The sequence below is a fragment of the Pseudovibrio sp. POLY-S9 genome (assembly GCF_001431305.1).
Taxonomy (GTDB): Bacteria; Pseudomonadota; Alphaproteobacteria; order Rhizobiales; family Stappiaceae; genus Pseudovibrio.
This window is the reverse complement of sequence record NZ_LCWX01000237.1, coordinates 359,685-372,297: the sequence shown is the minus strand read 5'-3', so window position 1 is coordinate 372,297 and position 12,613 is coordinate 359,685. Positions and strand designations below refer to the sequence as shown.

Below are 12,613 nucleotides of genomic sequence, written 5' to 3'. Positions count from 1 at the left end.
GCCGAACTTTGGTTTCCAGTGAAGGCGCACCGTGATGCCGCCATGCTTTGGCAAAGGGCGATAGGAGGGCTCGCCCCACTTCAGGGTCTCTGTCAACGAGGAGGGGCCATATAAGCGCTGGGCGCAGTCCAGAATAAGCGAACGCAGGTCCAGCAGGTGGACGCGTTTATCCTCCGGGTAAGCGGCAAACACCGCCGCAATGTCATCAGGCAAGGGCGCCTGAACGGACTGTTTGCCGGGCTTTGTAACACGCTCCATAAATGCATCCCTGAAAAGATCATGATCAATACCAGATCATAATTGACCTCTTCAGGGAGAAACAAGAGCACACGCCCGATTATCGGGCGAAATCAGTTGCCTTTCGTCAGGCGGTAATCATGTCCTCTTCTTTTGCCATCCATTGACCGGTCTCACGCTGGAAGTAGATCATGTCCAGCGCCGCAGGCGTCCGGCCCAGCTGGGTCAGCATGGCATGCACCTGTCCGCGGTGGTGGGTCTGGTGGTTGAAGAAGTGGAACAGCGCAGCGCCAAGGGGCTGCTGCATCACCAGTGGTTTGCGCACAGTGCGATAGATCATGGTGCGCAGGAAGTCTTTCTCCTGCATCTGATCAATCACCGAGCAGATACGATCGTCCAACAGACGGCGCTTTTCCTGCAAGGTTGCAAGGTCACCAGTCAACTGTTCGTCAAGGCTATCAATCGGGTCGCCCTGGCCGGTAAAGCGATAGAGCCAGACCTTATCTGCCACATACTGGTGATCCATGGTGCCATGAATGGAATTGAAATAAACGCCAAGATCACGGTGGTACTCCTCCGCAGTGATCTGGTCGCATTCCTGAAGCAATAGATCGTTAGCCCACTTGTTATAGGAGGCATACATTACAAATGCTGCTTTCATAGGGGTGTCCTCTTGCTATGTCTGTTGCAAGAACAATGCACGCCTTTGAACCTCTATAAATTGACCCATCTCAAACAAAACCAGCCGTAGGGGGAGACGTGTAGTCGCAACCCGAAAGACGTAGTTATCTATGCTGCGCCAGAACCTGTTGGAACCTCAACCCTTTTCGCCAAAAGCCTGCATTCGCGTCATCGTGTCCCTGGGAAAACCTCCCCTTAAAATCAAAGGGCCCATACGGAAGAGGCGGGAGGGGTGCCTCGGAGCAGGGCTGATAACAGCATTGCAACCGTCATCAATGAGTCATAATCGCCTGTTTTCTGCAGTTTTCACGCAGGACAACGTGGGAATACGGATATACCCTCTTGCTTTTTAAGGGAGAGTTTAAGTATATCTCGCGCGAACCTTTGTGGCGCTTTGTAAAGGCGCTACAGGAAAAAGATTTTTAATGAGAGCTGCCCTTCGGAAGCTCGTGACAAACTGCAGGTAATAACGATGGCGATTGAACGCACGTTTTCCATGATCAAGCCGGACGCAACCAAACGCAACCTGACCGGTGCTATCACCGCTAAGCTCGAAGAAGCTGGCCTCCGCGTTGTTGCATCCAAGCGCGTTTGGATGTCCCTGCGTGAAGCAGAAGGTTTCTATGCAGTACACAAAGAGCGTCCATTCTTTGGTGAACTGACAGAATTCATGTCTTCCGCTCCAACTATCGTTCAGGTTCTGGAAGGCGAAAACGCAATCGCGAAAAACCGTGAAGTCATGGGCGCTACCAACCCTGCAGATGCTGCTGAAGGCACCATCCGTAAGGAATTCGCTCTGTCCATCGGCGAAAACTCCGTACACGGTTCTGACGCTCCTGAAACAGCTGCTGAAGAAATCGCTTACTGGTTCTCCGGCACCGAAGTCGTAGGCTAATCTAGCTCATCGATTTCAGCTGTCTGCTGAATTCAAAAAAGGCCCGCTTGATGCTTGATTGCGTCAGGCGGGTCTTTTCTTGTCAAAAATTCCATCGTATCGTCAGGCAGTTCATAAAAGTTACTGGATAAACTCAGGTTTGCGCTGGGCACCCTTGCTTCGGACACAATTTTAAAATTAAGTCCGCGCGCACGTGGGAAAACGGAACGCGAGATAAATTCATGAATATTAATGCAAAATCGCTTCTTTTAGGGGCATCTCTGGCACTGGTGGCAAGCGCGGCAACCGCTCAGGACCATACCCGTCCTTATTTGAGCCTTGATGCTGCAGGCAAAGGCGTAAGCGCCTGTGTGGCTCTGGCAAAGGAAAACGGTTGGAACATGTCCATCGTTATTCTGGATCGGGGAGAGGATGTTGTGGCGTCTGCACGCATGGATGAGGCTCTGCCTGCCAGCTACAAAGGCGCAACGCTCAAAGCAAACACATCTTTGTCCTGGGGCATGCCAACAGAGCAGGTGAACGAGGTTCTGGAGAAGGCACCGGTCTTCAAACAGTTCCCGGGTATTCTTGGCATTGCAGGCGGCCTGCCAATCATTGTGGGTGAAAGTGCTCTGGTGGGCGGCATCGGTGTTGCGGGCAGCTCCATGGAAAATGACGCTGCCTGCGCAAAGGCAGCTGTAGAAGCCATGCGCTGATCTCAGCAAACCGAGTGAATTTAGCAAAGCCAGTTCCGTTTGTGCGGAGCTGGCTTTGTTTTTGCGCTATCTCTGTCTCAAAGGCACGAGGCCAGTCTCAGGAGTTACATCCACATTTGCGGGTGGTCCTGGCCCGACAACTCAGGGGCCGCACCGGCTTTCACTTCTGCATACCATTCTGAGACCTGAAGGAAGACCGGGAAAACCTGCTTCAGATGCGTCACGTCGATGTCGCTGTCTGGAATGCGGATTTCGCCATAGGCTGAGGAATGGGCAACCTCAAGACCAAAGGTCAGATTGTAACCCGCCACATCCAGCGTATTGCTGTTTTGCAGCAGTTCCGTGAGAACGCGGGTATCAGTTGGCAAATCATTGAAGAGAATGCGGAGCACGCATGTTTCTGTGGTCTGATCAAAGCCGAATACCAGAGAGAAATTCTGATTAATTTCAAGCACGAGTTCGCCGTCGAGGTCATCCTCCAGCATCGGGCTTAAATCAATGCTTTCAAGGAATTCATTAGCGGCTGTTTGAAAGTTCGACACGGGTGCTCCTTTAAACGGGATGTTTGATTTGAACTCTGTCTAACAGAGACAATCAACCCACAGGCGTGCCAAAGGGCACATCACGCCTCTCAGCTTTCCATATGCTTTGTCTCAAGAACGCGCTCAAAGCGCCGCTAAAAGACAAAACTAAGGGAACTAGGCATGGGAATTCCGACGGTCGCGGCATCGACAACTGTCCAACCTATTGAAACTACATCTGTAAATCAGGCAAACACCAATGCCGCTGAAAACACAGCCGTAAAATCAACTGAAGTGCGGAGCCAGGATGGTGGCCTGTTTAAAATTGTTGCATATGTCAGAGAAAAAATCTCAGGCTCTTCCCATCACAGCTTGGCAGCACGTGTAAACACGCCAGCAGAGGGCAGAGAGACCCAGAGCGTCCTCACCCGCATCAAGGCGTTCTTCACGGGTAGTTCACGTGCATCCCAAGCGGAAACTGCTCCGGCTGCAGCGGGTGCCACCAAGCAGTTGGTGAACACAAAAACAGCTCAGTTTACCGAAAACAACAAGAGCCTTGCGACATCCGTTGATAACATCAAGGAGCGCGCTGAAACCCATGTAAGACCAGCTGCAAAGCACGCAGTTGAACAACTGCTGGGAGCCGAGGTGCGTGGCGACAGGTTCGTCTTCGAGATCAAAGCAAACGGAGGCATCAACGAAGCGTTTGATCGGTTGGATGCAAAGATTGCAGAAAATCCTGATGATATCAAAGGTATCGCAAAGGCTTCCAAAGCGCTGAACAAAGACATCCAGAAGGAAGTCATCTCAGCATATAAGCTGGCTGCGTCTACCGAAGGGACGACGCTCTCCAAGGGTGATATCAAAACGCTGAAGAAAGAGTTTCAGCAGCACATGTCCGCTCACATAACCCAGTCATTGAACAAGACTGAGGCCAACTGGCAGACCACGACTGAGACCGTCAAGCTGGATGTGGCAACGCAAAGAGAACTGGGTGCCTCTGGCGATGCTGCACTGACAGAGCGCTCCTTCACAGCCACCACCACCCCAGCAGCAAAACTGGAAGTTTTGGCAGGGGGCTATCAGGCTGATGAGAAACACGGCATCAGCTCAACGGCAACCTCTGAAACAGATCACGCGGTAAACCTGTGGGTCAGCGAACTGAAAGGCGAAACCACCTCCTACGCAGCAGTCCGTCATGGCGTGAACTTCCCGTTCGGCGTCAAACATGATGCTGAGCTGGCCACAAAGGGCGCAGACACCCGAACCCAGGAAGTGGTAACAGCAGCAGCATCCACCAAAGCAGCTGACATTGTAGCATGGCGCACAGATCACCCGGGAGAGCCTTTCCCGCTGAAAATTGTTTCAACCTCACTGCTGACCGCAGCATCCAAGGCAAAGACCTATGAAACCGGCCAGCAGGAAGCATGGGGCCGCGCACAGGGCGAGCAAACCATCACGGTAGACTTGCCGGGTGAGGGCATAACTGAAGTCAATGTAGAGGTCGAAGTGCTGCCGTTCAGCATGGGCGTCAACGGCTTTGCGAAACTGGGATTGTTCTCTGGCTCCATCGGCAAACATCTGGGGGATCGTCTCACCGGCTGGAAATGGGCTGACAACCACAACGAACCGCTCATTGGTAAACTAGACGAAATGGTGGAGCAGGCCAAAGCCGATGCAATAGGGGCCAACGATCCAGGTAAAGTTGCCCGTCTTGAGAGTTACAGCACCCAGCTGCATGAGGCGGTCAATGATGGCAAGCAGCGCCGTTCCGCAGGCAATGCGTATGGAGTTGCCGTTCTGGTCAACCTGATTGCCAATGAAACCGGAGCTGTTCCTGCAATCAACTGCATGTCCGGCAAGGATCGTACAGGCTATCTGGATGCAGCCGTCAAAGCGCGTCTCATGGAAGTGGAAAGCCTGAATGCAGGTCGTCCGCAAAATGATAAGTCGATTGTGCCACAGATCTACGGACAGCGCACAGAAGCGCAAAACGCTCTGATGAGCCTGTCCTCTGAGGTGATGGGCGGTAAGACCGTGCAAAAAGCCTGCACCGGTGTGGCTGGTTATAAGGTTGGTGAAGGCGGAATGTTTAAAGTTCAGGCCAACCTGGACAACGTGCTCGACTCCAAAAGTCTGTTGGGCTTGTCTGCTGCCGTTAAGGCGTAGCCAACACCACACTTCAAAGCAAAAGCAACATCAAGAGCGGCCTCAGAGCCGCTCTTTTTTGTGGGGCAAAGAAAGAGACACCCTAATCCCATACGTGAAGGTGGAGGCTGAACACTGGACCTCGTTATCACTGGGGTACTGGGGAACACCCCAGCAAATCGCAAGGGGCTGCGACAATCTGTCATTATACCTTAGCCGGAGAGACAGGCGCCAAAACGCGGCGAAATCGGCTACGGGTTTTTGCATAACAGTTTGATATGCATCAGTAATGTGTGGGCGAAGGAGGTGATATAATGCCATAAACCCAAGGAAGACCCTTGGTAAAACTATGATTGATTAAAATTTCAATCAATATATATAGTGATCGCTATGGAAATGGAAAAAGCCCCCCGCGGTCGACCCCGTCGGTTGGATAAAGAAAAAATACTGGAGATCGCAAGTGTCCTGTTCTGGCAACAGGGCTATGAGGCGACTTCGATAAATGAGCTAGTCACTGCCATGGGTATTACACCACCAAGTCTGTATGCAGCGTATTCCTCCAAGGAGGAACTGTACCTGGCTGCAATCGACAGGTATTCGGCAAGCTATGGCCGGCAAATGCTGTCTGGCCTTGCTCTGCATTCCTGTGTTTATGAAGCAATCCGGACCGTTCTTTATGAATGTGTGGAGGTTTTCGTCGGTGGAGACCATCCTTCTGGTTGTATGATCGCTACCGGATTGGTCGAAAGTTCTAATGCTCAAGGCGCATTGGCACGTAAATTGGCTGATTTGCGCCAGCAAACCATCAAGATCATCGCAGATAAGTTTAAAGCCTGTGAAACCCAGTTTGTCGAAGGAACTGACCTTCCGGCCCTTGCCAGCTTCTTTGGCGCCACAATTCAAGGCATGGCTGTTCAGGCAAGAGACGTTAACTGCCCGACAGAACTGCATAAAATCGCAGAACACAGTTTGAGCGTACTACAGGCATCTCGTCGTTTCTGATAAAGAAAATGGCGCAAAAATTGCGTTATTAGGCGTGTATTGCTAATAAAATTACGCAATCACGCCTTTTTTATTTTGCAATATTACGCAAACTAAAGAATGTCATTTACATAATATATCAGAGTATCGTGAATGATACTGTTAAGAGTATTTCCCATGCACTCATGAGTTTGTTGTTCCAAGCCTCCTGTCACCTATGCTTTTGGTATGGATTGCCCAACACCAAGGGAGGCTGACGATGGATAGTGATACCATTAACTTCACCGAGACGTTCCCACATTCAATGCAGGAAGCACTCAAAGCATCTCTCAAAGTATTCTGGCGCCTCGGTGTGCATCGCACATCCATTGATGATGTGTGCCGCCAGTCAGGTGTTTCCTATCATTTCCTCAATGAGAACTTTGAGAGTAAAGAACATCTCTATCGCACTGCAGTGATGTGGTACCTGGATCAGTACGGAAGACAGCTCCTGTCAGAGTTTGCGCTTCACTCCAATCCCACAGAAGCTCTGCGCGGTGCGCTCTACGAATGCATCGGACTGTTCTGCAACAAGCAGTGTGAGCACGCCAAGCTGTTGTCCTACGCTCTGGCTGCCGTCAACAACAGTGACCGGATCCTGATCTCGGAGCTGCTGTCTCTGCGCCGTAAGGTCTACGCCACCATCTTGATGAAGCTGAACAGCAACAAGACCCACTTGAAGGACACAGCAGACATACCTGTGCTGGCACGCTTCTACATCACAACGCTCAGAGGCCTCGCCAGTCAGGCAGCAGACGGCATCCCAAGCGATGAGCTCTACCGTGTGGCAGATTTAAGCCTGGAGCTGCTGGAAGCCTACCGAAAATGAGTACGCCCAGCACATTTCGACCGAAGAGCCTGACAGAAATGAACATCTGTCAGGCTCTTTTTTTAGGTGAGGGTGCCTGTCAACTTTTGCCTCCCTTGAGTTGTATTTTTTCAAAAGGCTTTTTGAACTGAGGCTTTGGAGCAGGCAATCATGGCTCGTCTCAGCCTGCCGCTTTAATCTGGACACTCAATTGCCCTGATTGACTTTGTAACAGGCTTCTATTTCGCTGCGACAAACCATCGAAATCTTGCCACAATCGAAGACAGCAGACGTTAGGTCATACTCCTTTAGCAGAACAAAGAATCGATAAAATAAATCGTAATAATATAACACCACAACAGTTGGTTACATCATTTTTCACTAAAGCTGAGGCAAACCGCTCCTCTTTGTTAAGGATAGATTTCGTTCGCCTGAGGGTAAGTTGCTGCATACGTAAATGGGCCTAAGATTGAATGCTCGTTCAATAAAGATACGGGAGATTTTCGATGCAAATCGAGACCGTTAAGACGAACCGACCGACCCCGATCAGTTTGACAAAAACCTTCGAAGCCTCCATCCACGAGTTTTCAAATTTTGGGGTGGAAGCAACGTCGCTTGGGCAAATCAGTACAGCGACGGGCGTTCCAACAGAACGTTTATCCAAGACCTTTCATGACACGGCCAATCTGTTCTCAAATGTGGTCAAATGGTATCTGACCAGATACGAACATCAGATCCTTTCCGGCTTTGCCATGCATTCCAACCCTGTCGAAGCCATCCGTATTGCCCTTTACGAATGCATTGAACTGTTTTGCGAAGATGACTGCCCACATGGCAGTTTGCTCTCTGTTGAGCTTATGGAGATTTCTGATACCGACGGCGTCATCGCCAAAGAAATGGCGCACCTCAAAGAGCAGGTCCACGGGCGCATCTATCAAAAACTGGAGAACTGCAAACAGCGCTTCACCTCGGGTTTTAGACCCAATGAGCTTGCCGAGTTCTATACCGAAGTCATGGCGATCCTCATTAAGCAGGCCTGTGATGGGGTAGATCGCACCGACCTGTATAATCTCGCTGATGCCAGCCTTGAAAGATTGGAGAACCAGCCTGTCATACACTAGTGCGTGTGAGCAAAAACGATCAGAACAAGCGGACTGGTTGCCCTCAGTGTCAGTCTGCTTTTTTGTGAAATAAAACGCTCAAATCCAGCACGAAATGAGGCTGCGAAAAGGCGAAATATTCAATTTGTCCGGATCTTGTCTATCAGGCCTTAATCGTAATTTTCCTAGCATTAATAATCAGTTGTTCTTTATCCATGGCCGCGTAATATGTACTTATGCCTATAAAGGATGAAATGCACGTGGAAACAATATCTCCGGACATAGAGGCCATGTTGGAAGCCTCGGTCAAAATGTTTTGGAAGCGAGGCTATGATGCCACTTCCCTAGATGATGTCGTGGACGCCATGGGCGTTCCTCATGAATTTGTAGAAGGGGCATTTTCCAATAAGGAAGAACTCTATGCAGCAGCCACAAGGTGGTATCTGCAAAACTATGGCCGCAGGCTGCTTTCTGGCTTTGCCATGCATTCCAACTGCTGTGATGCCATTCGTGTCGCCCTTTACGAATGCGTCGATGTGCTCTGCGATAAAACAGAGTCAGACGGATGCCTTCTGTCATCTGGCTTACTGGAGATCTCCACCCAGGACAGTATTCTGACCAGAGAGATCACCGATCTGCGCAACACCATGGTAGGCGCGATTACACGCAAACTCACCGATTGCAAAGAAAGCCTCAAGACCGGTACTGATATCGAAACGCTCGCCCGCTTTTATGCAGCAACCCTGCAGGGACTGGCCAGTCAATGTAAGGATGGCGCCAAAAAAGAGCAGCTCTATCGCGTGGTTGATATGAGCATGAAAGTCCTGGATTCCTACCGCATCAATTAAAAAGTTATCTTTATGTTCTCTGTCGATATAAGATTAAGAACATAAAGTGAACATATGAATTTGAGGCGTGTAAGGATACTTCAAAAGAATACTCAATCGCGGTCGTTTCAAATCCTTTACAGAAGGTGAAAGTTATAGGCGCAGTAAGCCCTATGTCTTTGCACTGTTGTTTTCCATGTGACTAAAACAGCGTTGAGGAGACCCTCCGACACCATATACTCGCGGCCATGAGACCGTGCGATATGATAGAGGCCGGAAACGTAACTCCCAAAATCGAAAGGCTCTTCGACCAGTGTGTCAAAGTCTTTCTCCTCAAGGGTTACGAAACCTGCACTCTGGATGATATAGGTAAAGCCGCCGGATGCTCGGGAGACTGTGTGAAGGAACACTTCACGTCCAAGCAGGAACTCGCAGCTGAAGCCATGCGCTGGTACTACATCAAGTACAGCCGCCACATGCGCACCGAAATGGCCATGCACCAGGATATCTATTCGGCCATGGAGGCGGTGCTGTTTGCCTTCATCGAAATCAGCTGCGATCAGGTCCACGCCAACAAAGGGTTATTTGTCCGCACGTTCATTGACATTTCCAACGTTGATGAGTTCGTCAAAAACTCCTTCGAGGAACTGCAGGATGATTGGGAACATCAGGTTCTCGACAAGTTCAAGCAGTGCAAGCTGGAGCTCAAGGACGACGCCGACATCGAGGTGTTGGCACACTACTTCCTGACAGTGATTGAAGGCCTTTATGAGCTGATCAAATACGGAACCCCGTGTGATCTGATGTACAAGGTTGCAGTTGTGAGCCTCGGCGTTCTGGAAGCGCATATGAAGACCGGCCAACCCAAGAAAAAGAAGGGCTCCAAGAAGAAATCAAAGTGAGTGACCCTGACTTCTCACCGCCCATTGCCTTAGCTCTTTACAGAAGATGAAAGAAATCCACCAAGACAGGAGAGACCTCTTCTGTACTCATTTCCCATAGCGGGAGAACGAGATTGCTGCCCCCCACCCAAAACGTATACTGGCGCCATGTCCTCATTAGATCCCATACGCGATGGTGAATTGTCACCTGAACTCGAAACCGCCTTAGATTCCTGCGTGAAGGTTTTTATGCTGCAAGGGTTCCAGCATTCCACATTGGAAGACCTTGCTGTTGCAAGCGGAAGCTCAAGAGACTTTATCGAGAAGCATTTTGCCACCAAAGAGCAGTTTTGTGCAGCTGCCATGCATTGGTACTTCTCCAAATTCTATCGCCAGCTCCGGTCTGTGCTCGCGCTCCACTCAGAACTGTACCCGGCAGTTGAAGCCGTGCTTTACGAGTTTATTGAACTCTCCCGAGAGCAATATAATGCTGGCACGGCCATGCGGTTCCATACCCTCATGGACATCGCAGAGCTGGACCCGGAATTGTCGGAGGAGCTGCGCAAGATGAAGCTCGAAGGCATGGAGCACTTCATCTACAAATTCACCCAGTGCAAAGGCGAGCTTCAAACTGATGACGAAGCCACATCACTGGCCAAGTTCTACGCAACGATCTTTGAGGGGCTCTCCATCATGGTACAGCATGGCATGTCCCATGAGGACCTTTACAAAATGGCAAATCTAAGCCTGGAAGTGCTGGCCAACCATCTGAAAAAAGGCGTCAATTTCTGAAGGCGCTTCTCCGCAGTATGATGGCAGTTTCTCAGGTGAAGACACGCAAGACCTGTAAACTCAAAAACACGACGCATCAGGTTCAAATCCTTCCATTGCTTTTAAAGGTCTCTTTGCACTGCCACGGTTCTTCTTTGCAGACCTGACACTGCGCTCATATATTAGAATGGCGTTCTAACTTGGGATAGAGCGGTACTCTCGTCAGGGTTGGAATGGTGTTCTAGTGGCCAATGAAAACAACAGATATCAATCCATACTGGATGCTGCGCTGGAGCTGTTTTTAAAACAGGGCTACACAAGCACCTCGATTGCACAAATCCGCAACAAAAGCGGCGCGACGACCGGCAGCATCTATCACTTCTTCAAGGGAAAACCGGATATCGCCGTCGCGCTATGGGATCAGGCCGTCGCCGGTTGGACCAGAGAGACACGCAACACACCTCAAACCGCAAGCGCTGAAGATACCATCAAAGCCTCCGTCAATGGCCTGTTGCGCTGGGGCAGTGCCAATCCTGACCTGTTTCGCCTCTTCGAAGAACTGAAGGTCAAAGCCCAGACGGAAGATGAGTTCGAAACCATCAAACAACAGATGGAGAACGTTCATTTGCAGGGAGAGGCGCTCTATGCCACCTGGCAAGTGCTGGGAGCTGTGAAACCCATCCCATGGTCCGTTGCCTCCGCGCTCATCGTAGGCCCGGCCTATACGCTGTTAAGCACTGAGCGGGTTGTCTGTGATAAAGACAGGCAGTTTCTGGTGAAAATGGCGTGGGAAGCGGTGAGGAAGTAAGAGACCCACTAAGATGCACTAAAACGACCCCAGCACCTTGATGATCTGCTCGCGGGTGTTGGGAGTAAAATGCAGCGCCCGCCACCCCATATCCAACGCGGACATAATGTTCTCTTCCCGGTCATCAATCAAAAGCATCCGGTTGGCGGGAACCTTAAGGGCCTTGGTAACATGCATGAAAAACTCGGCGCTGGGCTTGGCCACACCCATACGCCCGGAGGCAAACACCGTCTCCACACGATCCTTGTAACCCATCTGCTCTTCGATATAGCGCGTACGCCGCGCCCCGTTGTTGGTCGCAATCACCTGACGAACATGGGTCTTGGTAAGCTTGCGCATTAAGGCCAGCAGATCAAAGTCCGGGTGAGCGTCCTTTTCAAACCAGTACAGCAGGAAATGATCAAGGTCGCCGGGATAGCCGGTCTTATCCGCCCAACGGGAGAGAAGGTCTCTGAGATCCTCATGCCCAACCAGAACCTCGTTGAAGTCATCCGTAAACATCTCCTGAGCAAAGGTGTGCCATGAGATGCCGAGATCCTCTTCAAACTGCTGTACCCAGATAAAGCGGTCATTGATAATGTTACGATTGAGAACCCCGTCAAAATCCCACGCAATTACGTCGATATCCTGCAACATGGACTGCCTCAAGCTTCAAACCATTCCCTATGAAAGACCAGAACAGGCACCTCTTGCAAGCATTAGGAAATATAGGAACACCGCAAAGACCGCGCAGGACCTCAAGAAATCGTCAATTCAAGAATTTTTTGCCTGCGCTTTCTTGACAATTTGAGTGTTACCCGCGATCTGTCTGTGCAACGAGAACAAGTCTAGAACACCAGTTTTATTGAGTACGCCACGCATGTCTAAGCCCGAAAAACCACAAAGGTTTGCCTCCGCATGTCCACACGATTGCCCGTCCACCTGCGCAATCGAGGTTGAAGTACATGCAGATGGGCGTGTAGGCCGTATTCATGGCACCCGTGACAACGACTATACCGCTGGCGTCATCTGTGCCAAGGTCGCCCGTTACTCCGAGCGCTTGCATCATCCTGACCGCCTGACCAAACCTTTGCGCCGCACAGGCCCGAAAGGCTCCGGCCAGTTCGAAGAGATCAGCTGGGAAGAGGCACTACAGGAAGTCTCAGAGAAATTCCTGGAGGCTGAGAAGAAACACGGCCCGCAAACCGTCTGGCCATACTTCTTCGCCGGCACCATGGGCCT

Annotated in this window: 15 protein-coding genes and 1 pseudogene; 11 read left to right on the top strand and 5 right to left on the bottom strand. The window is 50.6% G+C overall.

From position 1 onward, the window contains the following. Together PPL9_RS33755 and PPL9_RS25660 are read right to left on the bottom strand one after the other, a co-directional pair. A pseudogene (locus PPL9_RS33755) lies at positions 1-258 on the bottom strand (hypothetical protein); the annotation flags it as partial. Between the two features lie 106 nt (positions 259-364). Next, on the bottom strand, positions 365-898 hold the full coding sequence (locus PPL9_RS25660; RefSeq protein ID WP_057465351.1) for a DinB family protein: 534 nt from the start codon (positions 896-898) through the stop codon (positions 365-367). A 492-nt stretch (positions 899-1,390) separates the two neighbouring features. Between PPL9_RS25660 and ndk the strand changes: the two genes are divergently transcribed. Further along, positions 1,391-1,813, top strand: a complete 423-nt coding sequence (gene ndk, locus PPL9_RS25655) for a nucleoside-diphosphate kinase (protein WP_057465350.1) — start codon at positions 1,391-1,393, stop codon at positions 1,811-1,813. Positions 1,814-2,034: 221 nt separating this feature from the next. Further along, complete coding sequence (locus PPL9_RS25650) at positions 2,035-2,508, top strand: heme-binding protein (RefSeq protein WP_057465349.1); 474 nt, start codon at positions 2,035-2,037, stop codon at positions 2,506-2,508. A 104-nt stretch (positions 2,509-2,612) separates the two neighbouring features. On the opposite strand, the gene PPL9_RS25645 is transcribed toward PPL9_RS25650, so the two are convergent. Further along, on the bottom strand, positions 2,613-3,050 hold the full coding sequence (locus PPL9_RS25645) for a hypothetical protein (protein ID WP_057465348.1): 438 nt from the start codon (positions 3,048-3,050) through the stop codon (positions 2,613-2,615). A 162-nt stretch (positions 3,051-3,212) separates the two neighbouring features. Here PPL9_RS25645 and PPL9_RS25640 point away from each other — a divergent pair, with 162 nt between their 5' ends. From PPL9_RS25640 to PPL9_RS25620, 5 genes are all read left to right on the top strand, one after another. Next, positions 3,213-5,198 carry an inositol phosphate phosphatase SopB gene (locus PPL9_RS25640; RefSeq protein WP_057465347.1) on the top strand — a complete coding sequence of 662 codons (1,986 nt, stop codon included), beginning with the start codon at positions 3,213-3,215 and terminating at the stop codon, positions 5,196-5,198. Between the two features lie 369 nt (positions 5,199-5,567). Beyond that, positions 5,568-6,179 (top strand): TetR/AcrR family transcriptional regulator, encoded by a 612-nt coding sequence (locus tag PPL9_RS25635; protein ID WP_208980904.1) that lies wholly within the window; start codon positions 5,568-5,570, stop codon positions 6,177-6,179. 238 nt (positions 6,180-6,417) lie between these two features. Next, entirely contained in the window at positions 6,418-7,026 is a 609-nt protein-coding gene (locus tag PPL9_RS25630) for a TetR family transcriptional regulator (RefSeq protein WP_057465345.1), read from the top strand. A gap of 485 nt (positions 7,027-7,511) precedes the next feature. Next, entirely contained in the window at positions 7,512-8,126 is a 615-nt protein-coding gene (locus PPL9_RS25625) for a TetR/AcrR family transcriptional regulator (protein ID WP_057465344.1), read from the top strand. Between the two features lie 233 nt (positions 8,127-8,359). Next, positions 8,360-8,953: a helix-turn-helix domain-containing protein gene (locus tag PPL9_RS25620; RefSeq protein ID WP_244272075.1), complete on the top strand. Its 594-nt coding sequence runs from the start codon at positions 8,360-8,362 to the stop codon at positions 8,951-8,953. A gap of 116 nt (positions 8,954-9,069) precedes the next feature. Here the strand turns inward: PPL9_RS25620 and PPL9_RS34450 are convergent, their stop codons facing one another. Continuing rightward, on the bottom strand, positions 9,070-9,342 hold the full coding sequence (locus PPL9_RS34450; protein WP_244273479.1) for a hypothetical protein: 273 nt from the start codon (positions 9,340-9,342) through the stop codon (positions 9,070-9,072). Here PPL9_RS34450 and PPL9_RS25615 point away from each other — a divergent pair. The 3 genes from PPL9_RS25615 (at position 9,226) to PPL9_RS25605 (ending at position 11,392) form a co-directional block, all read left to right on the top strand. Next, complete coding sequence (locus tag PPL9_RS25615) at positions 9,226-9,834, top strand: TetR/AcrR family transcriptional regulator (RefSeq protein ID WP_244273476.1); 609 nt, start codon at positions 9,226-9,228, stop codon at positions 9,832-9,834. The genes PPL9_RS34450 and PPL9_RS25615 overlap by 117 nt on opposite strands. A gap of 228 nt (positions 9,835-10,062) precedes the next feature. Next, the gene (locus PPL9_RS25610; RefSeq protein ID WP_057465342.1) at positions 10,063-10,605 is read left to right on the top strand and encodes a TetR/AcrR family transcriptional regulator; all 543 of its coding nucleotides are present in this window, start codon (positions 10,063-10,065) and stop codon (positions 10,603-10,605) included. A gap of 223 nt (positions 10,606-10,828) precedes the next feature. Next, positions 10,829-11,392, top strand: coding sequence for a TetR/AcrR family transcriptional regulator (locus PPL9_RS25605; protein WP_057465341.1), 564 nt, complete (start codon positions 10,829-10,831; stop codon positions 11,390-11,392). A gap of 18 nt (positions 11,393-11,410) precedes the next feature. Here the strand turns inward: PPL9_RS25605 and PPL9_RS25600 are convergent, their stop codons facing one another. Next, positions 11,411-12,028 carry an HAD-IA family hydrolase gene (locus PPL9_RS25600; protein ID WP_057465340.1) on the bottom strand — a complete coding sequence of 206 codons (618 nt, stop codon included), beginning with the start codon at positions 12,026-12,028 and terminating at the stop codon, positions 11,411-11,413. Between the two features lie 223 nt (positions 12,029-12,251). Between PPL9_RS25600 and PPL9_RS34445 the strand changes: the two genes are divergently transcribed. Beyond that, on the top strand, positions 12,252-12,613 hold a 362-nt coding region (locus PPL9_RS34445; RefSeq protein ID WP_244273471.1), incomplete at its 3' end, for a molybdopterin-dependent oxidoreductase.

Excerpts from the sequence above, each read along its gene's own strand:
- PPL9_RS25600 (WP_057465340.1), bottom strand. The coding sequence starts at position 12,028 with ATGTTGCAGGATATCGACGTAATTGCGTGGGATTTTGACGGGGTTCTC.
- PPL9_RS25630 (WP_057465345.1), top strand. The coding sequence starts at position 6,418 with ATGGATAGTGATACCATTAACTTCACCGAGACGTTCCCACATTCAATG.
- PPL9_RS25650 (WP_057465349.1), top strand. The coding sequence starts at position 2,035 with ATGAATATTAATGCAAAATCGCTTCTTTTAGGGGCATCTCTGGCACTG.
- PPL9_RS25610 (WP_057465342.1), top strand. The coding sequence starts at position 10,063 with ATGCTGCAAGGGTTCCAGCATTCCACATTGGAAGACCTTGCTGTTGCA.
- PPL9_RS25635 (WP_208980904.1), top strand. The coding sequence starts at position 5,568 with ATGGAAATGGAAAAAGCCCCCCGCGGTCGACCCCGTCGGTTGGATAAA.
- PPL9_RS25625 (WP_057465344.1), top strand. The coding sequence starts at position 7,512 with ATGCAAATCGAGACCGTTAAGACGAACCGACCGACCCCGATCAGTTTG.
- ndk (WP_057465350.1), top strand. The coding sequence starts at position 1,391 with ATGGCGATTGAACGCACGTTTTCCATGATCAAGCCGGACGCAACCAAA.
- PPL9_RS25620 (WP_244272075.1), top strand. The coding sequence starts at position 8,360 with ATGCACGTGGAAACAATATCTCCGGACATAGAGGCCATGTTGGAAGCC.
- PPL9_RS25640 (WP_057465347.1), top strand. The coding sequence starts at position 3,213 with ATGGGAATTCCGACGGTCGCGGCATCGACAACTGTCCAACCTATTGAA.
- PPL9_RS25660 (WP_057465351.1), bottom strand. The coding sequence starts at position 898 with ATGAAAGCAGCATTTGTAATGTATGCCTCCTATAACAAGTGGGCTAAC.